The following is a 25597-nucleotide window of genomic DNA, read 5'->3' as shown; positions in this document are numbered from 1 at the left end:
TGCTAAGTATAAAACAGAAAAGGGAGCTAAGCATGGCTCCCTTTTCTGTTTTATACTAGCTACGTTTAGTTGCGGTTGTAAGCCAGCGAGTCCAGGAACAGCTGTATCAGCTTATGATCCTCATGGTCATACGCTGCGTTGAGCATGGTGATAAAGATGATGCCCTCATTATCCCCGCCCAAAGCCGCCACCGTATAGTGCTGCACGTCGCTGCCATACGTTAGCTCCACCGACTTACCTTTCACCCGCTGCCCTGACCTGAGCTTGCGCTCAAAAGGCTGCTCGGTTATACTGTAGCCAAAACTCACCTCCTCGTTCGTTACCTCCTTTAGCATCAGGTCCACCAGTTCTGTGGGGTTGATGGTTTTATACTTCTGCACCAGCACGCCGTTGCCGTTGGCCGTTACAAGGGTTATCTGTTCCAGGTCCGGGTCGGGTGTGGCAAAGGCGGGTTGAAGCCCCTTAGGATACTGCAGCGATATCCAGTCGTCCTGGTAAGTAAGGATGTCTTTCTGCTGCACGGCTACTGTTACCTCTTTGCCATTAACCTTCATTTTATACTCTTTGCCCAAGGCTATGTCCTGGGTTTTGCCGTTGATGGTGATCTGGTAGTTGGCAGCCTCGTCGGTTTGGGCCATGGCTCCGGTGCCTGTTAAGCAAAGTATAAATGCGAGTAAAGTTGCTCTCATGTGGTTGGGGTAAAATATGTTGTAGCTGCTCAAGATAAGGAATGCGGGGTCAATATAAGAAGTATAGGGATTTAAAAGTATTGTAGTGAGCAGGGGTTTGTACTTCGGTTGTACTTTTAGCCCGCTGGCGCAAGCGTCGGCTTGTGCCTTAACTTAGCCACAGCTTCCCGCAACTTGACACGAGCTATCCTTAGTAGCTGCCGCTGATCCACGGCTTTACAACCAACTTGTTCCATAGTATACTTTCTGCTCTCAAGCCCGCGAGGGCTCGTCTTCCCGCATCGCGCTGTGTACATTTCCTGCCCTCGTACCTCGGGCTGCCTTCGGCACCAGAAATCTACAAGGCGCTCAACGGGAAGACTGGGTATCAGTTCGATAGCCGCTGCCCTTGCTGTCATCTCGACCTATGGGAGAGATCTCTTTAGAATTCTAGATTGATCTCTCGCCCTGCTCGAGAAATGGAGAGGGTTGGGGCGATGTTAGATTCCCCTCTTGGGAGGGGTCAGGGGTGGGTTTTGTAAGGCTCAAGCGGATGCTTGCGTCATAAGCAAGTCGTAGCGCTTAAGGCTGGGGTCATACTTTGTAGCTGCAGCTTCACCTCCCTTCCACCAAGATCCTTTCAGGATGACAAAAGAGAAGAAAAACAATGGCAGATGTGGCAGTAAGTATACTCCCCCTCCTTAGCTAAGTCGCGGATCTCATACCTATTTGGGGGAGGGGCCAGAGGTGGTTGGATATGGCACCGCAGAAAGCACATCCTAATAGGAGGGGGCGTTGGAAGAACTTATACTTTAGAAGCTCTCTCCTTTCAGATACTTTGTCTTCAGCAGGGGGCAAATCTTGTAGCGCTCTTCTTTGGTGTCTTCGTACACCGCCTGCAGCACCTGGTACACATTTTTTACGCCGATCTGGTTGGCCCACTCAAAGGGGCCTTTCGGGTAGTTGGTGCCGAGCTTCATACCCAAATCTATGTCGGCTATGCCGGCTGTTTGCTCCTGTAGTGTATAACAGGCCTCGTTGATGATCATGCAGAGGATGCGGGGCGTCACCATACCTACGCGGTCATCCACCAGCAAATAATCGGTGCCCAGCGTCTGGCATACTTCCTGCAGCTTCGCCTCGCAGCCCTTGTGCAGCACGCTCACCTCCAGCACCGGACGGTTAAACAATGTAGGTAGACCGTTGAAGCCAATTAACATACCAGGCTGCTCCAGGTCTGCCTGGCTGGCCAGCGCGGCCAGTTGCACGGTGGCAGCGTTGCAGAACACTACCTGCCCTGGTGCGTACATGCTCAGGCGTTCCGGATTCTCGTGCAGCAGGAAATCAAACACCACATCGGCGGGTTTCAGTTGCTCATCCAGCAGGCTATGGCTTTGCAGGAAAGTATAGCTTACACCTTCCCGCTCCTCCTGAAACTTTTGCTTGAACTCAGCGGCCATTTCCGGGCCAGACAAAACAACAATGTGCATATTTTCTGTACTTTTGATAGTAAAGATACAAACTAAAATCAAACCTCTATGGCACATACCATCATCAACTCTCCCAAGGCACCGGCTCCTATCGGTCCATACAGCCAGGCAACTATGGCTAACGGCGTACTTTATGTTTCAGGCCAGATTCCGTTGAACCAGGAATCCGGCGAGCTGGTAAGCAGCAGCATCGAAGAAGAAACACACATGGTGATGAAAAACCTGCAGTTTATACTTTCAGAAGCAGGTATGGACTTCAGCAATGTGGTAAAGTGCTCCATATTTGTGAAGGACCTGAACAACTTTGGGAAGATCAACGAAACCTACGGCAGCTACTTCACCAGCAACCCGCCTGCCCGCGAAACCGTGGAGGTAAGCCGCCTGCCCAAGGATGTGAACGTGGAGATTTCGTGTATTGCAGTGAAGTAGGTTCGTAAGACAAAGGATCTCTTGACAAAAGACAGAGTTGGCAAGTATGGCTTCTCTGTCTTTTGTTTTTATACTTTATCTAACCACCACTGTCCCTTCATTACCTCAGCCCAGCCCTCCCCTAAGAACAGGGGAGGGAGCTATACTTGCTCCTTTTCCTGTCATCTCGAGCAAAGCGAGAGATCTAGCGGGGATTCTAAAGAGATCTCTCCCAGGGGTCGAGATGACAGAAAACAGGAGCTATCGAATCTGATCCCAGTCCTTGGGTGGAGCGCCTTGTAGATTTCCGGTTTCGCTTTAGCGAAATTGCGGAGACCGCAGGTCAAGCAAAGGAAATGTACACCGCGCGATGCCCTTATCGAGGGCCCCTACCCCCAGGACGAGCCCTCTCGGGCTTGAGAGCAGAAAGTAAGAGGTGAAACAATAGGTTTGTATGTCTGGAGGATGAACGGGAGCTAGAAAGTATAGCCTGTTTCAGGTTACGGGAAGCAGGGCTAAGGAAGTATAGTAGCAGCAAGTAAACTCCCCCCCAAACCCTCAGATATTCGCTCCCTTGGAAGCTTCGCTGTCGGTTGTTGGCTCTACCTCCGGCTCGCCGTATACTTCGCGCTCATGCTTGCCGGGTTCTGCGTTTACCGCCGAGTTGCCTACCTCCACCTCCTTCCGTATTACCCGCACGGCATACTCTGCCGGGTAAATGTTGTGGCCATACTTGCGGGAGTACACAAAGGTAAACACAGCCCCGAAAAAGATAATCTGTGAGGTAAAGAACACCCAGGTAAGTATGACCACCACCGAGCCGGCCGCCCCGTACACCGAGGCCATATCGTTCTTGCCCAGGTAAAACCCAATCAGGCCGCGGAACAGCACGAACAGTAGCGAGGTCACCAGCGCCCCTACCCCCACGTCGCGCCACTTTATCTTGGCGTCCGGCAGAAACTTATAAATGCAGGCAAACAGGAACGACATCAGCAGAAAAGCGGAAACAAAGTTAGCCACATGCAGCACATACACGATCCAACCGGAAAAGCGCGCCGTCAGGAAATCACCGATGGCTACCAGGATGGCGTTGGCCAGCAGCGAGAGCAGCAGCACAATGGCAATGGTCAGGATCATCCCGAAGGAGAGAAGACGGTCGAGCACCAGCTTTACGTAGCCGCGCTTGGGCACCGGCTTTACATGCCATATCTCGTTCAGGGAATCTTGCAGGGAGATAAAAACACCCGTGGCGGCAATAAAAAGCGCAATCACGCCCACGATTGCCGCCAGGTTAAAGGCTCCGAACTCGTTCACGTTCTCCACCATCTTCTGCACCGAGTAGGCCCCTTCGGTGCCGATCAGTTCCTTAATGCGGTAGTAGATTTCGCCTGACACGGCCTGCTCCCCAAAAAAGTAACCCGCCGCGCTAATGATGATAATGAGCATGGGCGGCAGCGCGAAGATGGTATAGTATGCCAGCGCCGCTCCCTTCTGGAAGGAATTGTTGTCAATGAACTCCAGGGAGGCTTCCTTTAACAAGCCCCAGATCAACCATGCGCGCTTCTTTACCATCCTGTGCGGCTTAAACTACTTGCTGATACGCAATCGGCCCATTATGTTTATACTTTGCAGCGCGAAGCTCCCCCAGGCATGGCTATCGTTTGTGTTTTGCAACGCGCGCAGCATTTTACCGTTACCGAAACGATACTTTATTTTGTACCTTTGCAGCGAATTTGAACGATCTGAATCAGATAACCATACATGGAAAGAGAAGTTAGAGTACGCTTTGCCCCAAGCCCGACCGGGCCTCTCCATATCGGTGGTGTGCGCACTGCCCTTTACAACTACCTGCTGGCCCGTAAAACCGGCGGTAAAATGATCCTGCGCATCGAGGATACCGACCAGAACCGCTTTGTGCCGGGTGCCGAGGATTACATCCGTGAGTCTTTGGAATGGTGCGGCATTGAGCTGGACGAGAGCCCCTGGAAAGGCGGGCCCTATGCCCCTTACCGCCAATCGGAGCGCAAGCCAATGTACATGCAGTACGCCCTGCAACTCATAAACGATGGCCACGCCTACTACGCCTTCGATACGGCCGAGGAACTGGAGGAGATGCGCGAGCGCCTGAAGGCTGCCAAGGTAGCCACGCCGCAATACAACGCCATCACCCGCATGACGATGAAGAACTCCCTCACCCTGCCAGAGGATGAGGTGAAGCAGAAGCTGGAGAGCGGCGAGCCCTACGTGATCCGCCTGAAAGTACCGCGTAAGGAGGAGATCCGCCTGAAGGATATGATTCGCGGTTGGGTAATGGTGCACTCTTCTTCTGTGGATGACAAAGTACTGATGAAGTCGGACGGAATGCCAACCTACCACCTGGCCAACATCGTGGACGACCACCTGATGAAGATCACGCACGTGATCCGTGGCGAGGAGTGGTTGCCTTCGGCCCCGCTGCACGTGCTGCTGTACCGCTACCTGGGCTGGGAAGACACCATGCCGGAGTTTGCCCACCTGCCACTGCTGCTCAAGCCGGACGGAAACGGCAAACTGAGCAAACGCGACGGCGATAAGCTAGGCTTCCCGGTGTTCCCGCTGCGCTGGGAAGATCCGTTTAGCAAAGAAATATCCTCGGGCTACCGTGAATCAGGCTACCTGCCGGAGGCCTTCATCAACTTCCTAGCATTCCTGGGCTGGAACCCGGGCACCAGCCAGGAGATTTTCTCAATGGAGGAACTGGCGAACGAGTTCACAGTGGAGCGTATCGGTAAATCCGGCACCCGTTTCGACATTCAGAAAGCCCGCTGGTTTAACGAGCAGTACCTGCGCGCCAAGCCAGACAGCGAACTGGCTGGCTACCTGATCGAGGCGCTTGCAGCGCACAACATTACTACCACACCGGAGAAAGCCGAGAAAATTGCCGGCCTGATGAAGGAGCGCGTATCGTTCCCGCAGGATTTCTGGCAGGAGGCCAAGTACTTCTTCGTGGCCCCGGAGGAGTACAGCGAGAAAGTGGCATCCAAGAAGTGGAACAGCCCGTCAGTTGCTGTTTTCGAGGATTTCAAGAACGAGCTGCCATCGCTGCAGGACTTCAATGCCGACACGGTGAAGGAACTGCTGACAAGCATTCTGGAGCGCCACAGCATGAAGATCGGGCAGGTGATGCAGGCGCTGCGCCTGGCTGTAACAGGTGCCGAGGCCGGTCCGGACCTGATGCAGATCATCGAGGTGATCGGCCGTGAGGAAACCATCCGACGCATCGAAACCGCTATCAGCAAGCTGAGCCACTACGCATCCGCATAAAAGTATAAAATCATACTTGCTTGAGAAAGGCTGGCCCCTGTGGCTGGCCTTTTTTATGTCCCTTTGCCCCCGCCCTGCAACAAATTACACCTGCCTCGCTTATACATCTAAGTATAACCACACGAGAAACATCATGGCTAAGAATAAAAAAGAGAGCAAAAGCGAGAAGAAAAAGTCGCGGGTGCATAAGGATTTGGAGGGATTTGAGATTAAGGTGAATGAGCACGGCGAGATCATCTCGAACTACAGCATCGACAAGATCAATGATTTCCTGAACCAGAACGTGGATGATAAAAAGCTGATGAAGCGCGATGCCGCCGAGAAAGCGAAGCGGGAGGAGGAAGAATACCACGTGGAGGAAGGCGAGGAAGTTGAAGAGACCGATGAGGACTTTGTGCGCGGCACCAACTCGGTTTCGGATGAGGAAGACGACAAAAACCTGCCCAAAGCGCGCCGCCGCAAGAAAGGCGCGGAAGACGATGAAGAAGAGGACGAGGAGGACTAGCGAAAGCGCTCCCTCCGGTAAAACCATACTTTAAGGCTCGTAAAGCCGGTGTTTTATACGTAGGGCACCGGCTTTATTTGTCCTGTTTCTAAAAATTCAATTAACTTTCTACCATCACAAATCCGAAACTACAACTATGAGAAACTCACACGAGATCGACTACAAGATTTTTGGCAATGACATCCAGGTGCTGGAGATTGAGCTGGACCCACACGAAACGGTGATAGCCGAGGCCGGCGCCATGGTATACATGGAGCAGGGCATCGACTTCGAAACCAAAATGGGCGACGGCTCCAACCCCACGCAGGGCTTTTTAGGTAAGCTCGTTTCGGCGGGCAGCCGTTTGATTACAGGCGAGTCGCTGTTTATGACGCACTTTACGCACCGTGGGCATGGCAAGAGCCGCGTGGCGTTCTCGGCCCCCTACCCCGGCACCATTCTTCCGATAGACCTGAGCGCCACTCGCAACAGCACCCTGATCACACAGAAGGACGCCTTCCTGGCAGCAGCGTTGGGCACCAAGCTCAGCATTCACTTTAACCAGAAGCTTGGCTCCGGCTTCTTCGGTGGCGAAGGTTTTATACTTCAGAAGATGCAGGGCGACGGCCTTGCCTTTGTGCACGCCGGTGGCACCATTGTAGAGAAGCAGCTGAATAACGAAACCCTACGCGTGGACACCGGTTGCGTGGTGGCTTTTGAGGAAGGTATAGATTTTAGCGTGCAGCGTGCCGGAGGACTGAAATCGATGATATTCGGCGGTGAGGGCCTGTTCCTGGCCACGCTGCGCGGCACAGGCCGTGTATGGCTGCAGTCGATGCCGGTGAAGAAGCTGATCGAGGCGCTAATGCCTCGTGGTGAGAACGCCAACAAGGAAGGCGGCTTTATGAGCAACTTCCTGGAGTAGAAAGTATAGATTTATACTTTAAAAGCGGCAGCCCCGGCAGGTTTATACTTGCCGGGGCTGCTGCTTTATACTTTGTGGAAGCTGTTTCAACTACCCCTGCCCCTCTCCCGAAACGATTCCGGGATCCAAGGCTTGGCTAAGGAGAGGAGTTCTGCGACTGCTCATGCTAAAGTTTACGTTTCATAGTTGCTGGCATAGCGCGGACAGGTCTCGACCTGTCCCTACAAAGTATAAACCCACCCCCAGCCCCTCCGAGGAGGGGAATTATACTTTCCCCTCTTCCTGTCATCTCGACAGAAGGAGAGGTATCTGGAATTCTAAAGAGATATATCTCTTGCTGCTCGAGATGACAGCAAGGAAAGCAGTTAGATCACTTTCTAACCTTCTAACTTCCCAACTTTCTAACTCTTACCTAACCTCATGATCTCCTCCAAGTACTCGCGGTTGTTGCTGAGGCGGGGGACTTTGTTCTGGCCGCCTAGCTTGCCTTTGTGGCTGAGCCAGTTCAGGAAGGTACCTTTGGGAGCGGCATGCACCAGCGGTGCCTGCAGGGCTATGTCGTTCTGGCGCTTGGCGTCGTAGTCGGAGTTCACCTCGCGTAGCTTTTCGTCCAGCACCTGGGTGAAGCGTTTCAGATCGCTTGGCTCTTTTTCAAACTCGATCAGCCACTCGTGCCCGCCTCGTTTGTCGCTCTCCAGGTAAATAGGGGCCGCCGTAAAGTTAGAGATCACGGCATCGGTGGCGTTGCAGGCGGCGGTTATGGCTTCCTCGGCATTCTCCACGATTACCTCCTCGCCAAAGGCATTGATAAAATGCTTAGTGCGGCCCGATATCTTGATGCGGTATGGATCTATACTTGTAAAGCGGATGGTGTCGCCGATCTTATAGCGCCACAGGCCGGCGTTGGTCGAAATAACCAGGGCGTAGTTCTTTCCGAGCTCCACCTGGTCCAGGGTGAGGGTTTTAGGGTGCTCCTCCTCCAACTGGTCCATGGGTATAAATTCGTAGTACACGCCGTAGTCCAGCATCAACAGCATTTCATCCTCGGTGCCGCGCTGGTCCTGTATCCCGAAAAAGCCCTCGGAGGCATTGTATACTTCCAGGTAGTTCATCTGGCTGGAGGGGATGATCTCGCGGAACAGCTGGCGGTACGGGCCAAAGGCCACGGCCCCGTGCGTGAACAGCTCCAGGTTGGGCCATACTTCCAGGATATTGCTTTTGCCCGTCTCCGCCAAAATGCGCTTCAGCAGCACGTAGGTCCAGGTGGGCACGCCGCTCAGGCTGGTTACGTTCTCTTTTACCGTCAGCTCCACCATCTTCTCTATTTTCTCCTCCCACTTATCCATCAAGGCAACTTTGAGGGGTGGTGTGCGCATGGCCTCGGCCCAGATCGGCAGGTTCTGCATGATCACCGCGGACACGTCGCCGCAGTTTACCTTTGCATTGAGCTCGCTGGGATGATGGCTGCCGCCTATGGAAAGGCCCTTTCCGGTAAAGAGCTTGGTGTCGGGGTACAGGTTGACGTAGATGGAGAGCATGTCCTTGCCGCCCTTGTAGTGGCAATCCTCCAGCGACTCTGGGCTGACAGGTATGAACTTGCTGCGAGCGTTGGTGGTACCCGAAGATTTGGCAAACCATTCAATTTTTGTGGGCCAGAGCAGGTTCTGCTCCCCCTTCATCACCCGCTCAATGTAAGGGTACAAGCCTTCGTAGGTGCTTATAGGCACCCGCTCCTGGAACTCCCGCACGCTCAGGCTGTCGCCGTAGCCGTACTTCTTGCCCCATTCTGTGCCCTTGGCTGTGCTGATCAGGTCCTGAAACAGCTCCAGCTGCACCTCATGCGGGTACTTCCGAAACAGATCGATGTCATGGATCCGCTTCTTCATCACCCACGTTACTATTGAATTTATAATCTCCAAGTTCTAATTGCTGATTGTTGATTGTTAATTGCTTGACAACTAATCGTTCAAGTTATCGTTTGTCAGCTTTATCAAAGTATTTATCATTTTAGGCAATCTCTGTAAAACGCCAAAAACATGCTCATACTCTTCCTGCGAAATCAGCTTCCTTACACGGCTTTTCTCATTCCAATCCAGGCATTCATACAAAGAGCCTCGAGCGTAGCGGTAAAAATTTATCTTGTCTTTCTTTCCGTGCCTCCCAAAGCCTTCCGCAATGTTAGCTGATACACTATCTATAGCTGTAACAAACTGTATACCTACACTTTTCTTTGCAAAGAACTCCCATTGATCTACCCTGAACCAGACGTAATTGCTTAGGCTAAAAGCCACTTTGTACGCCTCCAAATCATTAAGTTGTAAATGCTTTTTCTCTTTCATACACAGGGCATACGAGAAAAACAATCAACAATTAACAACTACCCATCAAAGCTTAGATCTTTCGCTTCAACTCGAAATGCTTGCCCAGGTATACGCGGCGCACCTGCTCGTCGGCGGCCAGTTCTTCGGCGGTGCCGGCTTTCAGGATCTTGCCCTCAAACAGCAGGTAGGCGCGGTCGGTGATAGACAGGGTCTCGTTTACGTTGTGGTCGGTGATGAGGATACCTATGTTCTTGTTCTTGAGTTTGGCCACAATGCTCTGAATCTCTTCCACGGCAATGGGGTCTACGCCGGCGAACGGCTCGTCGAGCAGCACGAACTTCGGGTCTACGGCCAGGGCGCGGGCAATCTCGGTGCGACGGCGCTCACCGCCACTCAGCACGATGCCTTTATTCTTGCGCACGTGCGTCAGCGAGAACTCCTCCAGCAGCTCCTCCACCTTCTCGTGCTGCGCCTTCTTGGGCAGGTCCGTCATCTCCAGCACCGACAGGATATTCTCCTCCACCGTCAGCTGCCTGAAAACAGAGGCCTCCTGCGCCAGGTAGCCTACGCCGCGCGTGGCCCGCTTATACATCGGCAGGTCTGTAATATCCTCTTTATCCAGGTAAATCTTACCCGTGTTTGGCTTCACCAGGCCCACGATCATGTAGAACGATGTGGTTTTACCGGCACCGTTGGGCCCCAGCAAACCTACAATTTCGCCCTGGTTTACCTCCACGCTCACATCGTTTACAACAGTGCGGGATTTATACTTCTTTATCAGGTGTTCTGCTCTCAGTATCATTGTGGCTAAATTACGCATAAAGCCGGCATCCTGCAACGGGCGTGCCAGTTAGGGAGTCCCCAGGTCATACCATGTGTATATTAAGAAATTCCTATTAAAACAAATCCAACAAACTGTATAATCCTTACAATCAGGTGTTGCATGGTGTAAGATTAATATTTAATTTAATACACGCTTACAATCTACAACCTTACTTATGACATCACGTTTACTCCTTTCAGCTTGCCGGAGGCTTGCCTTCTCAGGTTTGCTGGTCTGCAGCAGTATAGCTGTGGCAGCTGCTACGGGCACCGACAACAATAACCCCAAAGCCGCATCTGCAACCAATAGCAGCAGTAGCACCGCCGTGGTAAGGGGTATCGATGTTTCGAGGTGGCAGAAAGAGGTAGACTGGGATATGGTAAGCCAATCAGGGGTGGCATTCTCGTTTATAAAGGCCACCGAAGGTGATTACCGGCAGGACCCCTTCTTTGCCCGCAACTGGGAGGAGACCAAGCGCCATGGCATCAAGCGCGGTGCCTATCATTTCTACAAGCCTGAAATTCCGGTAGCGCGGCAGGTAGAACTGTTTACAAGTACGGTAACGATTGAGCCCGGCGACCTGCCGCCTGTGCTGGACCTGGAGGTGATGGACAGGGAAGTTACGCCGGAGCAACTGCGCCGGGATGTGCGCACCTGGCTGGAGGCGGTAACGGCACACTATGGCGTGCGCCCGATCATCTATACCGGCCAAAATTACTATCGCCGCTACCTGAAAGGCCACTTCCCGGAGTACCATTTCTGGATTGCCCGCTACAGCGACGTAAAGCCTGAAACCTACCACACCGACAGCTGGATGTTCTGGCAGTTCACCGACCGGGGCTCTATTGCCGGCATCAACTCAGCCGTGGACATTAACTTTTTCGCCGGTGACTTTGAGCAGCTGAGCCTGCTGTGTGTGCCGGAGTTCACCGCCTACAGCCGCTACGATAAGGAAAGCCCGCTTTCGCAGCTAAAGCACCTGCAGCCGCTGCCGTAGGTTTGATTTCGTTTTTCGTTGATCGTTTATCGCAGGAGCCTGTTTGTAGATAGCTATACCAGAATCTGATCAGGTGTACGTATCAAAGCAGCCTCCGCTCGCCTCCGGCGAGTGTGTGGTATCGGGTGGCGTCCCGCCACTTCATATTAAGAAGTATAAAATCCGAGCCGCAACCTGTTCACCTCTTCCTAGCCCTCTCAGGTAGTTATGCTGGTAATACCGGGCCCAACCACCCCTACCCCTCCTTAACTAAGGAGGGGAGCTCTGTAACTGCTCTGGCTAAAGTATAAGTTTCATAGCTACTGCTTTAACACCCCTGTAGTCCCCTCAAGGGCACAGTCGTAATAGCAGTCGCTATCGAACTTGATCCCAGTCCTTGGGTTGAGCGCCTATGCGAGTTTTTCCGGTGGCGAGCGTGAGCGAGACATTGCGACGCAGGAGCAAAGGAAAAGCTCCCAGCGCGATGCCCGAGGACGAGCCCTCTCGGGCTTGAGAGCAGAAAGTATAAATGAAACAAGTAGGTTGTAAGGCTGGAGGATGAACGGCAGCTAGCACGGATAGCTTGTATCCAGTTGCAGGAAGCAGCGGCTAAGAGAGGCAAAAGCGGACGCTTGCGCCAGCAAAGTATAAAAGTATAAGCCTAGGTTCCGGACACGGATGTCCGGAACAGCGGAATTGCCGAAGTATAAGTATGGCTCTGCGGGCCAGTTGGGTTGCATATCCAACCTCATAGTATGCACGAGTTGCAAATTCGCGCCAGCGAATAAATGGAAGTATAGCCAAAGTATAAAAGGCTCCCTCACCGGGAGCCTTTCCTTATTTTATGCGGATGTCTTTGATGCGGAGCTGCAGCGTGATGACACCCCGGAACTCATTCTCCTCAATTGTATAACACACATCAAAGGGAATGCCCTTGCTGATCCTCTCGTAATAGTCGCTGAGGCCGAAGCCAATGGCGTCGATGCTGGTGAAGCCGTCCTGGGTGAGGCGCAGCTTCAGGTGCGAGTCGCCTACCACGCGTACGCTGCCGGTATCATAGACGCACTCCGACACAAACACCGGGCGCATGTTGCCGGGGCCGAATGGCTCCATCTGCCGCACAATGTTGTAGAAGTTACGGGTAATCTGGTTCAGTTTGAGCGGGGCATCGATCTCGATCTGCGGTATTTTCTGCTCAGCGGTAATAGTGCTGGCCACCACCTCTTCAAAGCGTTTTCGGAAGGCCGGAATGTTCTCCACAGGCAAGGTCAGTCCTGCCGCATACATATGGCCGCCGAACTGTTCCAGCAGATCGGAGCAGCTCTCGATGGCGTTGTGCACGTTAAAGCCATGTACCGATCTGGCCGAGCCCGAGGCCTTGCCGTTAGATTGGGTAAGTATGATGGTAGGGCGGTAATAGTGCTCGATACAGCGCGAGGCCACAATCCCGATCACACCCTTATGCCAGTTCTCTTTAAAGAGCACGGTAGAGTTGGCCGTGCGAAGAAAATCGTCCTGGGCTATCATCTGCAGGGCCTCTTTGGTAATGTTGCTGTCCTTGTCGCGGCGGGCCTTGTTCGACTCGTTGATGATGTCGGCCATCTTAAAGGCCTCCTCCTTGGTTTGGGCCAGCAGCATGCGCACCGAGTTCTTGGCATCGCCCATACGCCCGGCGGCATTGATGCGCGGCGCAAAGCCAAACACGATGCTGGTGATATCCATCTCGCTGCGGATGTCGGCTAGTTCTTTCAAGGCTTCCAGGCCCGGGCGCAGCGGCTGCGGACTGTTCAGGTGCTTCAAGCCATAGTAAGCCAGGATGCGGTTTTCGCCAGTAATCGGCACTATGTCGGCAGCTATACTTACTACCAGCAGGTCCAGCAACTTGTATACTTCCTGTTGTGCTATATCATTCTGCATACAGAACGCCTGCAGCAGCTTAAAGCCCACGCCACAACCGGAAAGTTCTTTGTAAGGGTACGGACAATCTACCTGCTTGGGGTCCAGCACGGCCACCGCCTGCGGGATGTCCTCGTCAGGAAGGTGATGGTCGCAGATGATGAAGTCGATGCCTTTTTCAGTAGCGTAAGCCACCTTGTCCGCAGACTTAATACCGCAATCGAGGCTGATGATGAGCGAAAAGCCGTGCTCCGCCGCCCATTCTATGCCCTGGCTCGATACGCCGTAGCCTTCTTTATACCTGTCGGGGATGTAGAAATCGATGCTGGAAGTATAGTTGCGCAGGAAGCCATACATGAGCGCCACCGAGGTAGTGCCGTCCACGTCGTAGTCGCCGTAGACCAGGATCTTCTCGTTGCGGTGCAGGGCCTCATTCAGGCGGTTCACGGCGCGGTCCATGTCCTTCATCAGAAAGGGGTCGTGGAGATCCTGCAGGGAGGGGCGGAAAAAGTGCCTGGCTTCGGCAAAGGTGCAGATGCCGCGCTGGCAAAGTATAGAAGCTAACGTTGTGCTGATTTTCAGCTCCTCTGCAAGCTGCTGTACTACCTCTGCCGGGGCCTCCGGACTGATTACCCACCTTTTCTCCATAAACTAACTGTGCCGCTATACTTGATCAACCGCAAAGGTAGCTAATTAAACCTGCACCTGCAGGCGCTTCGCACCTTCGCGATTATTTTCGTACTTTGCCATCCTTAACAGGATTAGTCGTGAAACGATTCAGAGATCTTTACGGAAAGTATAAAAATTATGCGCTGGACCTGATCATGTATGGGTTCTTCCTCCTTTTTATACTTATTCTCTTCATTTTCTTCTCTTAAGGAGCTTTAGTTGAGCTTGTCGCCGCGCAGGCTACGGAAACGCCTGCGCGCCTCTGCTGCGTACACGCTGCCCTGGTGCTTTACCAACAGCTCGTTGTAAAGCTCCTGCGCCTTTGCTTTGTCGTTCAGGTTCTCCTCAAAAATGTAGGCCATGCGGTAGAGTGCGTCATCGCTCAGGATGTCGTACTGCGGGTTGCCTACAATTTGCTGCAGGCTCTCCACCGCCAGGTTAAACTCCCCTATCCGCTCGTAGATGTTGGCTTTCTGAAAGTATATCTCGTCGGTGAGGCTGTGGCCGGGGTACTTTTGCAGCATGCCGTCCAGGGCGGCTAGTGCCTCCTGCAGCTTGTTCTGGAAAATAAGCAGGTCGATGGCCGCATACTCCTCCATGGCCACCGTGGAGGTATCCAGGCCGGTATTGTCGGTGATGAGCAGGCTCAGGTCCATGGCATCGTTGGCGATCTCGCGGCTGGTGGCCATTTTCAGGATATCCAGGTGCGCCTGCGCCAGCTCAAAGTCGCCGTTGTAGTAGTTCAGGCGGGCATTGCGCAGCTTGGCCTCGTGCCCAATTGGGGTCTCTTTATGCGATTTCTCCACCTGCGAGTACAGTAGCGTGCTTTCCCACGGCTCCCCCTTCAGCAGGTAGATATCGCCCAGGGTCAGCTTGCTGTCTGCCACCAGGCTGGGGTTGGCGCGCGGCATCTGTATGGCCTCCTGCAGTAGGGCAATGGCTTTTTCCTTGTCATCTAGGTGGAAGGCGTACAGGCCGGCCATGTGCTGCAGCACCTCCACCGTCTCCGGCCTCCGGCCCACCTCGCTTAGCAGGGCCTCGTAGTCGGTGATCAGTGCCTGTATCTTCTCCTTGTCAACCGGGAAGGTGTTCTCCGCCTGCTCTTCGCGGGCATTGATCAGCCGCTGCCGCGCCACCAGGTAGTATGGGCCGTCGGGATACTCCTCCACAATGTACTGGAAGGCCTCGATGGCTCCCTCATAGTCGTTGTTCTTCAGGCTGATCGTGCCCAGCTCCATCACGCGCGTGCCGCCCGTACGGGTGCGCTTGTCTACGGCGCGGGCCTGCATCAGCGCGCTGTAAAAGTCTTTCCGCTGGATGTAGAGCCAGATCAGCATCTCGCTGTAAGAGAGTTTCTCAGGATTCTGCTGCACCCGCAGGATGAGTTCTTTCTCCAACAGGTCGAAGTTCTCCTCCTCCCTCAGGCTGTTTTGCAGGCGGCTCTGCACATAACCCAGTTCGCTCTCGTTCTCCTGCAGCAGGTTCAATACCTCGGGTATCAGCTTGTCATTCTTCTGGCGATAGGCATACAGGGCGATCAGGGGGCGGGTGTAGGCTGTCTGATCCTTGCTGAGTTCGCGGCCGCGCAGGTAGGTTTTCTCGGCATAGTCGAACAACTCGTGCTGCATAAAGGCGTTGGCCACCACGATCACAGCCTCGGGGTTCATACTTTGCAATAGCTTGTCGAACTGCTTCTCGGCGGCGCCCTTGTTGCCGGTTGCCTGGTATACACGCCCCAGGTCCACCTCAAAGTTCGGGTTATCCGGAAACCGCTTGATCGTTTTCTTCACCAGCTTCTCCGCCTCCTTGTGGTCGCGCTGAGCCAGCAGCGTTTTCAGGTAATCGGGATACACTGCATGGAACAGCCGCTCGTTCTGGATCAGCCTGCCGTACAACTCCCCCGCCTTGTCATAGTCGCCCTGGCTGAAGTACTGCCGTGCCAGCTCCAGGTCCTGCTGCTGTGCCCTGGCCGCCGGGCCCGCCGCTAGCAGCAGCAGCGAGAGCAGTAAAGTATAAAGTATGTTCCTGCGCATAGTTCTCTTACAACGAAAAGCCCACATCTCTCTGTATGTCTTTCTTCTTAACTATGAATATACTGAATCAGTTTGGTTTTGGCAGGCTGATTTCTGAGCGATGTAACGATGGCTATACTTTGCCGCATAAAAAAAGAGCCACTCCTGCAGGAGTGGCTCTTTTATAAGGTATACCGGTTGGCTTAGAAGAAGCGCACGCGGTTGTCTACAATCTCGGATTTTTCCTTGATAGCCTCGAAAGCCTGGGTCTCGGCGCGGCTGGCGCGCGTGGTCAGGATCTGCTGCTTCACGTTAGAGAAGTCATCGATCTCCGGCGCCGGGTTCAGGTTTGTCAACTCTACGATCAGCACGCCGGCCTGGCCTTCAAACGGAGCCGTGCGGCCACCTGGCTTCAGGCCGAAGGCCTTCCCTACTGCCACTGGCTCTACACCCACACCTGGGATAGAAGCAGAGGCAAACGTTACGTTATCAGCGGTTCTCACGATAGCATCCGGACCATAGGCTGCGGCCACCTGGTCCAGCGAGCCTTTCTGGCCCTGCAGCTTTTCGATAATCTGCTTCGCCTTCAGCTCCTCACGTACAGCGGCAGTCACCTCGTTACGCACATCCTCATCGTTGATGGAGGCATAGCCTTTCTCGCGCTTACCCGTAAGCGTAGCCACCACAAACTGGTCATTGATCTCGAATACCGGGGAAACATCGCCTACCTCTGTGTCTTTGCCATATGTCCAGCGAACCAGCTCACGGGCAGCAGAGAGGTTGTTTACCAGCACCTGGTTTTTACCGATGTTGGCAGCTTCCTCTTTCACCAGTGATTTGTTAGCCTCCACATTATTACGGAACTCCTCCGTGTTACCACTTGTACCAGCCAATTCGTCGGCAACGGCATAGGCAGCATCGCGGGTAGATTCGCTTGGCTCGATGGAGCGCTGAATGGCGGCGATCTTATACGAATCCTTGGTCTTAGGCTCTGTTACTTTTACGATGTGGTAGCCATACTCGGTCTCCACTAGGTTTGGCAGCAAGCCGGTACCGCTAAAGCCGAATACGGCTTTCTCGAATGCCGGCACCATCTGGCCCTCCGGGAACCAGCCCAAGTCACCGCCGCGGGAGGCAGTACCGTCTGAGCCATACTGCGCGGCCATTTGCGCGAAGTCAGCACCATTCTTAAGCTGCGCGAGTACGTCCTGTGCCTTTGCCTTGGCAGCGGCTTTACCTTCCGGCGTGTCGCTCTCCGGACGGATCAGGATGTGGCTTGCCTTTACTGCGCTCTTATCAGCAGTTCTGGCATCCGTTACCTTGAACAGGGTTACCGTGCTGTTGCTGGTGTACGGGCCGTATACTTTGCCTTCCTGCAGCGGCAGTTGCTTGCGCAGCTCCTCCGGCAGGTCGCCCGGGTTTACGTAGGTGCCGTTGAAAGGCACGTCAGAGTTTGCGTTCACGAAAGCGGAATCGTTTGTCGCGCTGGCAAACTGCTCTGTGATAGTGGTGAACTCCTCGTTATAGTAGGTGCTGTCCTCCTTAGAGGCAGTTACCGGAATGGTCACAAACTCGATGGTACGGCCATCCTCTACTTTGTAAAGCTCTTTGTTGCGCTCGTAGTAGTCCTTCAGCTGGGCATCTGTTACCGAAACGGCTGAGTCTGAGATAACGCTGTATGGCACGAGCAGCACTTTCACGCTGGCAGCCGCATTCTGTGCCTGGTAAAAGCTCTTTGCCTCCGCGCCGGTTACGTAAACCGTCTTGCTGATGAGGTTGGCATACTTGCTCTGCAGGCGGTCTTCAGCGATGCTCTGCTCAAAGCCAACCCACATCTGGCGCGTGCCGGTCTGGTCCAGGTTCTGCAGGTACTGCAGCACCTGGCTGCGGTCGAACTCGCCGGTCTGCGGGTTCGCGAACGCCTGCATCACGGCAGGGTGTATGTTATTGCCCTGTACCATGTCGGCCAGCTCTTCATCTGTTACCTCCAGGCCCAGGCGGTCGTACTCCTTCTCCAGCACAATCTTAAAGATCAGCTGGTTCCAGGCCTGCTCACGCAGCATCGCCAGCTCGCCCTCGGAGGCGGCACGGCCCACGCGGTTCTCATAGTCAGCCTTTACCTGCTGCAGTACATTGTCAAACTCCTGGTAGTCAATCTCCTCACCGGCTATTTCGCCTACTGTGTTTGCGTTGCCGCCCAGGAGCCTGGAGTTTGGCCCCAGCAGATCGCCGCCTACCACAAACACACCAAGCCCGATGGCAATGGCGCCTACAGCCCAACCAGACTTCTCTCTAATCTTGTTAATTAATGCCATTCTTTATGTAACTTATAAAAGGATTGTGCAAAATAAGGTTAATCAGGCTAAAATTCAAAATTTTTATCCTGCTGTTTAGTTTTTGGCATCTGCCTGAAACTCTGTGTTTTTTACCAGCTTCACAGCGTCGATGCGGTTCTCGTCCATCGTCAGCACCGTGATGGTGAAGGGCGGAACCTTCACTTTGTCACCTGGCATGGGTATCTCTCCAAAGGCCGAGAAGAACAGGCCGCCCAATGTTTCGTAGTCGCCCTCGGGCAGGTCCAGCTCATACTTCTCATTTAGGTAGTCTATCTCGTGGCGCGCGCTCAGGATATACATGCCCTTATCTGGTATCACCTGCTCCAGCAGTCCGTCGTTCACATCGTACTCATCCTGTATGTCCCCCAGGATCTCCTCTATCACATCCTCCACGGTCACGATGCCGGAGGTGCCGCCAAACTCATCCACTACCACCGCCACGCTGCGGTGCTCCGACACGAACTTAACGAACAGCTCGCTGGCCAGCATACTTTCCGGCACCATGCTTACCGGCGCCAGCACCTCTTTTATACTTTGCGGCTGCCGAAACATGTCCAGCTGGTGGCAATAGCCGATGATGTTGTCGATGCTCTCCTCATACACCAGTATCTTGGAGTGACCGGTGCTGATGAAGGCCTCGCGCAGCGCTTCCAACGACTCCCCCACCTCCACGGCCTCTATTTCGGTGCGGGGCACCATGCACTCGCGCACTTTCACGGTTTTAAACTCCAGCGCGTTATGGAATATCTGTGGATCTACCTCCGGGGCCTGCTCATGCTCGGGGTGGTAAAGGCGGTTTTTGACAAAGGCGTTGAGGTCGGTGAAGCCGAACATGGGCTTCTCTTCCGAGAACTCGATTTTGAATAACTTCTCGGCTACCCACTTGCTCAGGCTCACGATCAGCACCACCACCGGCCACAGCAGGTAGTACAGCAGCAGGATAGGTATGGCCAACACTTGCAACAGCCTGTTCGGATTGATAGCAGCCAGGCTGCGCGGCAGGAACTCAGCCGTGAGCAATACGACCACTGAAGCGACAAAAATCTGGAGCCCAAGTATGAGCAGGCTGCTCTGCAGCGGCTCGGGCAGGTATACCGAGAGCAACTGGTGCAACACGCCGGCAATGCAGAAGCCATACAGCACCAGCGCCAGGGTATTGCCGATCAGGGTAGTGCCCCTCAGGCGGGCGGGATGCTGCAGCAGGCGCCACAGAATGCGGCCTGAGAGCACGCCGTTCTTGTCGCTCAGCTCTATCTGGATCTTATTGGCGGCCATAAACGCCATCTCGATGCCGGAGAAAAAGGCCGAGAACAGCAGGGCTACGCCTAAAAGTATGATCTGACTGGGGTCTACCATCGTTTACAGGACACAAACCAGCTTAGGCGCTGTCTTTCTTCTTGGTATAGCCGTAGAGGATGTAGAACAGGAACCCGATCATGAAGATCCAGTAATTGCCTGCAAAATCGTCCTCCACCAGACTACGGTGCACACCTATCACCATGGCCACGAAGGCCAGCGACAACAGAATTACGTATAGGAGCCGTCGGTTCATTCTTCGCTAAAATTAAATTTACCCGTTACCTGCTTGATGGAGTAGCGCGACAAATCCTGGTTAGCCGTAAGGCCCTTGCCGGTCAGTATTTCCTCCGGTGTGGTGATCTTCACGAACTTATCGGTGTAGATCCTGGCTTTCCGCCGGTCCCAGAAAAGCTCTTCGGTCTCCAGTTTCTCTTTCTTCTTCAAGTTATCCACCACCACGTTGCCCCGGGCATAGTATAAATTCGTGCGGGTGTCCTGCTTGCCGTAGTTGCCCCGCAGGGTAGACTCCAGCTTGCCCTCCTTGTCGTAGAACTCCACGTAAAAGCCCTCCGGAAAGATCCCGTCGCCGCTCTCGAACTCCTGCTGCACCGGCGCCTGCAGCTTCATCAGCAGCTTGGCCGAGTCGCTGTAGAGCGTGGTTACATCGTGGTTCTCTACCGTCGGGCCGGTGTAGCGTTCCTCCTCATCCGGGTCTTTGATCTCCCGCTCACAGCCGAAGCCCGCAAAGGCCAGCACCAGCAGGGCTAAAAATGCTTTTCGCATGGGTGGTTTATACTTCGGTTTCTGTGAAGGTAGCAAATTTTATGCTTTTTATAGTTTGGCAGGAGCCACCATAAAAAAGGCCGCTCCAAGAACGGCCTTCATACTTTAGCTATACTTGTGCCCTACTCGATGCGCCGTTTCAGGAACCAGCGGCTGTTCACGGTAAAGCCAAGGCCGAACTGGAAGTAGTTTTCCTGGATCAGGCCACTATCTGTGGTACCGCGCTGGCCATAGCCCAACGATACGTTTAACAAATAAAGATCATACATGGTGCCACGGCCCAGCGGGAAAGTGAAGCCTGTGGTTACGCCCATGTCCTTGATGTCCTCTCCGTTCAGGCGGAACTGCGTGTCGTTGTAGTACAGGCCGCCACGGTAGGTCACGCGCTTAAAGTAGCTGTCGATGGCATTGGCATTCGGCGTGTACTCCGCGCCCAGGGCCACCTTGTAGCTGTCTTTCATGTTATCGTTGCTCCCGTCAAAGCCTTTATACTTAGACCACTCGTGGGAGATAAAGTCGGCTGACACCGTCAGGTTGCTCCCGTTGTCCAGGCTGATGCCCGCGCGCCAGTTGGCCGGCAGGTGAATGGAACTGCTAAGGGTGTCCTCATTGATGATGAGCGCCCCGCCATCCAGGCCTGGCAACGGGCTTCCATCCGGGCCGCGGCGCTCGTAGGAGATATCGCGCTCTGCCTCCAGGTCAGCGGCGAAAGCATAAACGCCCCCTACGCTCAGGTGCAGCTTATCCTTCAGTTTTTGCCTGTAGTTGATGCCTGCGCGGTAGATGAAGTCTCTGTAAGTGGTGCGGTCTACACGGGTTACGCTAACCACGCTGGCGCTTGCCTGCTCCGGGTCCTGCACGGTGCTGCCTGTTTCGGTGATGGTGTTGCCGAAAATGTAGGAGGCGCTACCACCTATGGTAAGGCCGCCAAACAGCCGGATGCCATGTGCAAAGTATGCCTCCGAAAGGCCACCCTCACCGCTATAGCGACGCAGGATGCTGGCCTGCGGGTTTCCCTCTACCTCCGAGGTGGAGTTGATCTCGTAGTTTACCGTGGAAAACGGCCGCAGACCTACGGCCGTGCTCCAGCGCCTGGAGATCGGTATCGCCAGCGACAGGTTGTACAGGTTGGCGTTTCCGTCCAGTTGCGAGGCCTGCTCGCTCTTTATGTTCTTGAACTGCCCCGCCGCGCTAAAGTCAAAGTTGGTGATGCTGTTATAGTATAGCAGCGCCGGGTTAGCGATGTTTGGCTGAAAGCTGTTGCCGGCGCTGATGCCTGCCCCTGCCATACCAGCCCCGCGGATGCTACCGTAATTCTCATTGACCTCGCCCACGCCATAGCGTGAATAGGGTGTATTGCCGATAAGCTGCGCCTGCGTAGCATGCGCCAGGCATAGTGCCGCGAGGCCTATCAGTACTCGGAGTGTCTTATACATTATGTGTCAATATTCTGTGAAGCCCGATCAAGACCAGTTCAGGAATTACAAAGATGCGTCCTTTTAACTTTTTTTCAAAAAATCCTGCATCGCCCCCGCAAAGTATAACCACTAAATCCGAGGCTTTTTCTGTGTAAGACTGGATAAGGCCGTTAAGTTCGGCCACGCTGCCGGCCAAAACGCCGCTTAAAATCGACTCCTGGGTACTTTGCCCCGTCAGCGGAAAATTTTCGTCGATTTGCTGTACTAACGGCAGGCGCTGTGTAAAAGTATGCAGGGCCCTGAATTTCATCTGCAGCCCCGGCGCTATGCCGCCGCCATGGTACTGCCCCTGAGCATCCACGAAATCGTGGGTAATGCAGGTGCCCGCGTCAAACACCAGGCAGCTGCGGCCCGGGAAGAAGTAGTTTGCCCCAACAGCGGCGGCAATCCGGTCAGCACCAAGTGTCTGAGGCGTCTTGTAAAGGTTTATAACAGGCAAGGCTGCCTGCGGGGTTAGCTCCAATAGCTCACCCGTCACAGACAGCCTCTCCTTTATACTTTCTGCACTTACGCCTACCGAGGCAACAATGGCATGGTCAAACGTATGGTTTAGCAGCGATGGAGGCAGGTTGTCCTGCCCTCCGAAATAACCCTGCTCCACTAAAACATCCTCCTCGAAGATGCCATACTTTGTGCCGGTGTTCCCGATGTCTACAGCGACGTTGCGCATTTTTAGCTTACATGAAGTACTTCAGCTGGATCACTTCTTTCTCGGTAAGGTAGCGCCACTCGCCGCGCGGCACGTCCTTCTTTGTCAGGCCGGCATACTGCACGCGGTCCAGGGACACCACATCGTAACCCAGGTGCTCAAAAATACGGCGCACGATACGGTTACGGCCGATATGGATCTCCAGCCCCAGGAACTTGTTAGACTCGCCCAGCAGTGCTACGTCATCCACCTCCGCCTTGCCATCCTCCAGCTCCACACCTTCAGCTACTTTTACATAGTCCGCCTTGGTGATTGGCTTATCGAGCTCTACCTGGTAGATCTTTTTGATGTTGTTGGACGGATGCGTCAGCTTCTGCGCCACTTCGCCGTCGTTGGTGAACAGCAGCAGGCCAGTCGTGTTGCGGTCCAGCCGGCCCACCGGGAAGATGCGCTCCTTGGAAGCATTCGCCACCAGGCTCATCACCGTTTTGCGACCCTCCGGATCATCCGTGGTTGTCAGGAAATCTTTTGGCTTGTTGAGCAGCACATATACCATCTTCTCGCGGCTCAGGAGCTTCTTGCCGTAGTATACATTATCAGTAGGCTGTACTTTATAGCCCATCTCCGTTACCACCTCTCCGTTCACCTTAATCTCACCCGACTCGATCAGCACATCGGCCTCACGACGGGAGCACACACCGGCGTTGGCGATGTAGCGGTTCAGACGGATCGTTCCGTCATTCTCCTCCTCCTCACGACTGCTCTTTTTAACGCGCGGGTTGTTTTTGTAGCGGTTCAGGTTGTAATCTGGTGTTTTCGGTTCTTCCTCGTTGCCACGGAAACGGTCATTAGAGCGGCCTCTTGGAGTAAAGCTCTTAACGCCCCTGTCTTCTCTGGAGCCGCGCTTCTCACCATAGGATGGTTTCCCTTCACGATTGAAATTACGCTCTCCGCGTTCTTCTCTTCCTTCTCCCCCTCTGCGCTCATCACGGCGGTCTGAGTTAAAGCCTCGGCGTTCGCCATCTTCACGCCGTGGGCGGTCGCTGCTGAAAGAGCGGCGTTCGCCTCCCTCTCTTCTGTCACCTCCAAACGAGCGTCTCTCCCCTCCTTCGCGGCGATCTCCGCCCCCACGATGGTCGTCACGTTTGTCAGCGTTAAAGCTTCTTCTGTCGCTGTCGCGGCGTTCCGGCCTGTCCGAGTTGAACGAGCGGCGCTCACCACGCTCTCCTCCCTCTCTTCTGTCGCCTCTATCTCCATAAGGTTTGCGCTCCCCGCTTTCGCGGTTCGGGCGATCGCTGTTGAAGCGACGTTCGCCACGCTCTTCTCCGCCTCTGCGGTCATCGCGGCGGTCGGAGTTGAAGCTGCGTTTCTCACCGCCTTCGCGTCTGTCGCCGTAGCTGCGGCGCTCGCCACCTTCTCTCCTATCGGAGTTGAAAGTCTTGCGCTCTCCGCCTTCTCTTCTATCACCGTACGGGCGTTTTTCGCCTCCCTCACGACGGTCGCCGTTGAACGGCTTGCGGTCGTTGCCTCTTCTATCTTCTCTGTCTCCGAACGAGCGGCGCTCTCCGCGTCCTTCTCTTCCTTCGTCAGATTTTTCGTATTTATCTCTTCTGTTAAAGATTTTCTTGCCTTCGCGGTCGTTGTTTGGCCTGTCAGAGCGGTCTCTGTCAGCACCTCTTCTGCCTGTGCCCGCATTATCACGGTCAGGCCTTTCGTTAAATTTTGCCATTGCTATTTATTTATTGATGCAGTATCGCTACTGTACCTGGGTTGTGCAGTAATAATGGAATTGCTAAAACTATAGTTCAATACGGATGCGGTTGCCCTAAGGGCTAATCGGCGGCTTCGCCAATGGTGTTTTCCTCGATGGCGAAATCTTTTAGCTGCGGAAGGTCTTTGATGTGGTTGATGCCGAAGTAATCCATGAACTTCTGCGACGTGCCATAAAGCACCGGTCGCCCAATGGTGTCGGCTTTGCCTTTTATCTCGATCAGTTCTTTCTCCAGCAACCGCTGTACAGCATAATCGCAGCCTACGCCGCGTATCTGCTCCATCTGGCTTCTGGTAACCGGTTGTTTATAGGCAATAATGGCCAGCGTCTCCAAGGCAGACGCTGACAATTTCTTCTTCGATTTATGTTTCAGATAAGTGCTGACCGTATCCTGGTACTCGGGCTTGGTCAGGAACTGGTAGCCACCCCCAATCGCATAGATCTGGAAAGCGAAGCCTTGCTCCTGCAGCTGCTCGTTGATGGCCTCCACTGCCTCCAGTACGTCGCTCACCAGTATCTCCTCCATACCCAGCGACTCCTGTAGGCAGCGCTGGATCTCCTCGATGCTGATAGGCGACTGGGCACAGAAGACCAGGGCCTGAATGTGGTTCTGCAGTATATCCAAGAGTAAAAGTTCTAGTCGTTACGCTGTAGTTTTGCTTCGATAGAATGCTGTGTGTGCGGTACGGCGCGCAGTCTTTCTTTCGGTATCAGTTTGCCTGTTACGATGCAAACACCGTAAGTGCCGTTTTTGATCCGGATCAGGGCGTTTTCCAACTGCTGAATAAACTTCATCTGGCGGGAAGCCAACTGGTTCAGGCTTTCCTTTTCGGCTGTGTCGGCACCGTCTTCCAACATTTTGGACTGTGAGGCTGTGTTATCGGTCCCGGAGTCATTACGACGGCTCAGGGTCTCCTTGATAAAGGTAACCTCTTTACGGGCGTTCGTCAGCTTCTCCTGGATGATTTCCTCAAATTCAGCAAGCTCCTCTCTGGAATAACGCTGTCTTTCTTCGTTTGTATTCATTACGCTGTTTTAAGAACTGTGATATAGTTTTTAACCTCTTTGCTTGGGAAGTATGGTTTTTACTAAAAACTAACTATAGTCTTCCGCGCCATAACATCAGGCGCACTTATATAGTTTAACTTTCTTATTTACTGCAAAATCTTAGCCAAAAAAGCCTTTGTTTTAAGGCGCTAACTTGCTAAAATTGCTGCAAAAATAAGAGTATTCTTTATACTTTACTATTGATGCCTGTTATTTAACCTTTTTTTCTCATCTATAATCCCTTTAATTTCAGACGCTC

General features: G+C 53.7%; 22 protein-coding genes. 5 read left to right on the top strand and 17 right to left on the bottom strand.

The window, feature by feature from the left end; translation table 11 throughout:
• Positions 1-65: 65 nt before the first annotated feature.
• Complete coding sequence (locus OH144_RS18070; protein ID WP_266203679.1) at positions 66-689, bottom strand: hypothetical protein; 624 nt, start codon at positions 687-689, stop codon at positions 66-68.
• A gap of 791 nt (positions 690-1480) precedes the next feature.
• Positions 1481-2158 carry a 3-hydroxyacyl-CoA dehydrogenase family protein gene (locus OH144_RS18065; RefSeq protein WP_266203678.1) on the bottom strand — a complete coding sequence of 226 codons (678 nt, stop codon included), beginning with the start codon at positions 2156-2158 and terminating at the stop codon, positions 1481-1483.
• 48 nt (positions 2159-2206) lie between these two features.
• Between OH144_RS18065 and OH144_RS18060 the strand changes: the two genes are divergently transcribed.
• Positions 2207-2587 carry a RidA family protein gene (locus tag OH144_RS18060; RefSeq protein ID WP_266203677.1) on the top strand — a complete coding sequence of 127 codons (381 nt, stop codon included), beginning with the start codon at positions 2207-2209 and terminating at the stop codon, positions 2585-2587.
• 537 nt (positions 2588-3124) lie between these two features.
• Here OH144_RS18060 and OH144_RS18055 read toward each other — a convergent pair.
• A complete protein-coding gene (locus OH144_RS18055) occupies positions 3125-4138 on the bottom strand; it encodes a YihY/virulence factor BrkB family protein (RefSeq protein WP_266203676.1) in 1014 nt (337 codons plus the stop codon).
• 189 nt (positions 4139-4327) lie between these two features.
• Between OH144_RS18055 and gltX the strand changes: the two genes are divergently transcribed.
• The 3 genes from gltX to OH144_RS18040 all read left to right on the top strand — a co-directional run bounded on the left by gltX (position 4328) and on the right by OH144_RS18040 (position 7278).
• The gene (gltX, locus tag OH144_RS18050; RefSeq protein ID WP_266203675.1) at positions 4328-5869 is read left to right on the top strand and encodes a glutamate--tRNA ligase; all 1542 of its coding nucleotides are present in this window, start codon (positions 4328-4330) and stop codon (positions 5867-5869) included.
• Positions 5870-6002: 133 nt separating this feature from the next.
• The gene (locus OH144_RS18045) at positions 6003-6374 is read left to right on the top strand and encodes a hypothetical protein (RefSeq protein ID WP_266203674.1); all 372 of its coding nucleotides are present in this window, start codon (positions 6003-6005) and stop codon (positions 6372-6374) included.
• Between the two features lie 136 nt (positions 6375-6510).
• Positions 6511-7278 (top strand): TIGR00266 family protein, encoded by a 768-nt coding sequence (locus tag OH144_RS18040; protein WP_266203673.1) that lies wholly within the window; start codon positions 6511-6513, stop codon positions 7276-7278.
• Positions 7279-7679: 401 nt separating this feature from the next.
• Here the strand turns inward: OH144_RS18040 and OH144_RS18035 are convergent, their stop codons facing one another.
• The 3 genes from OH144_RS18035 to lptB all read right to left on the bottom strand — a co-directional run bounded on the left by OH144_RS18035 (position 7680) and on the right by lptB (position 10401).
• Positions 7680-9164 carry a GH3 auxin-responsive promoter family protein gene (locus OH144_RS18035; protein ID WP_266203672.1) on the bottom strand — a complete coding sequence of 495 codons (1485 nt, stop codon included), beginning with the start codon at positions 9162-9164 and terminating at the stop codon, positions 7680-7682.
• Between the two features lie 72 nt (positions 9165-9236).
• Positions 9237-9617, bottom strand: coding sequence for a four helix bundle protein (locus OH144_RS18030; protein WP_266203671.1), 381 nt, complete (start codon positions 9615-9617; stop codon positions 9237-9239).
• A 52-nt stretch (positions 9618-9669) separates the two neighbouring features.
• A complete protein-coding gene (gene lptB / locus OH144_RS18025) occupies positions 9670-10401 on the bottom strand; it encodes an LPS export ABC transporter ATP-binding protein (RefSeq protein ID WP_266203670.1) in 732 nt (243 codons plus the stop codon).
• Between the two features lie 196 nt (positions 10402-10597).
• Here lptB and OH144_RS18020 point away from each other — a divergent pair, with 196 nt between their 5' ends.
• Positions 10598-11419 (top strand): glycoside hydrolase family 25 protein, encoded by an 822-nt coding sequence (locus OH144_RS18020; protein ID WP_266203669.1) that lies wholly within the window; start codon positions 10598-10600, stop codon positions 11417-11419.
• 816 nt (positions 11420-12235) lie between these two features.
• On the opposite strand, the gene recJ is transcribed toward OH144_RS18020, so the two are convergent.
• The 11 genes from recJ to OH144_RS17965 all read right to left on the bottom strand — a co-directional run bounded on the left by recJ (position 12236) and on the right by OH144_RS17965 (position 25317).
• Positions 12236-13942, bottom strand: coding sequence for a single-stranded-DNA-specific exonuclease RecJ (recJ, locus tag OH144_RS18015; RefSeq protein ID WP_266203668.1), 1707 nt, complete (start codon positions 13940-13942; stop codon positions 12236-12238).
• A 236-nt stretch (positions 13943-14178) separates the two neighbouring features.
• Complete coding sequence (locus OH144_RS18010) at positions 14179-15996, bottom strand: tetratricopeptide repeat protein (RefSeq protein WP_266203667.1); 1818 nt, start codon at positions 15994-15996, stop codon at positions 14179-14181.
• A 182-nt stretch (positions 15997-16178) separates the two neighbouring features.
• Positions 16179-18290 carry a peptidylprolyl isomerase gene (locus tag OH144_RS18005; RefSeq protein WP_266203666.1) on the bottom strand — a complete coding sequence of 704 codons (2112 nt, stop codon included), beginning with the start codon at positions 18288-18290 and terminating at the stop codon, positions 16179-16181.
• Between the two features lie 75 nt (positions 18291-18365).
• Entirely contained in the window at positions 18366-19667 is a 1302-nt protein-coding gene (locus tag OH144_RS18000) for a hemolysin family protein (RefSeq protein WP_266203665.1), read from the bottom strand.
• 22 nt (positions 19668-19689) lie between these two features.
• The gene (locus OH144_RS17995; protein ID WP_266203664.1) at positions 19690-19863 is read right to left on the bottom strand and encodes a hypothetical protein; all 174 of its coding nucleotides are present in this window, start codon (positions 19861-19863) and stop codon (positions 19690-19692) included.
• Complete coding sequence (gene lptC / locus OH144_RS17990) at positions 19860-20393, bottom strand: LPS export ABC transporter periplasmic protein LptC (RefSeq protein WP_266203663.1); 534 nt, start codon at positions 20391-20393, stop codon at positions 19860-19862. The genes OH144_RS17995 and lptC overlap by 4 nt, the downstream gene beginning before the upstream one ends.
• A gap of 122 nt (positions 20394-20515) precedes the next feature.
• Positions 20516-21829 (bottom strand): hypothetical protein, encoded by a 1314-nt coding sequence (locus OH144_RS17985; RefSeq protein ID WP_266203662.1) that lies wholly within the window; start codon positions 21827-21829, stop codon positions 20516-20518.
• Positions 21822-22541, bottom strand: a complete 720-nt coding sequence (locus OH144_RS17980) for a type III pantothenate kinase (RefSeq protein ID WP_266203661.1) — start codon at positions 22539-22541, stop codon at positions 21822-21824. Before OH144_RS17980 ends, OH144_RS17985 begins: the two co-directional genes overlap by 8 nt.
• Before the next feature lie 7 nt (positions 22542-22548).
• Positions 22549-24249, bottom strand: a complete 1701-nt coding sequence (locus tag OH144_RS17975; RefSeq protein ID WP_266203660.1) for a pseudouridine synthase — start codon at positions 24247-24249, stop codon at positions 22549-22551.
• A 103-nt stretch (positions 24250-24352) separates the two neighbouring features.
• Entirely contained in the window at positions 24353-24916 is a 564-nt protein-coding gene (gene scpB / locus OH144_RS17970; protein WP_266203659.1) for an SMC-Scp complex subunit ScpB, read from the bottom strand.
• 11 nt (positions 24917-24927) lie between these two features.
• A complete protein-coding gene (locus OH144_RS17965; protein ID WP_266203658.1) occupies positions 24928-25317 on the bottom strand; it encodes a TraR/DksA family transcriptional regulator in 390 nt (129 codons plus the stop codon).
• Positions 25318-25597 lie beyond the last annotated feature (280 nt).

It is taken from the genome of Pontibacter kalidii (genome assembly GCF_026278245.1).
GTDB lineage: Bacteria > Bacteroidota > Bacteroidia > Cytophagales > Hymenobacteraceae > Pontibacter > Pontibacter kalidii.
This window is presented reverse-complemented; position numbering and strand designations above follow the sequence as displayed.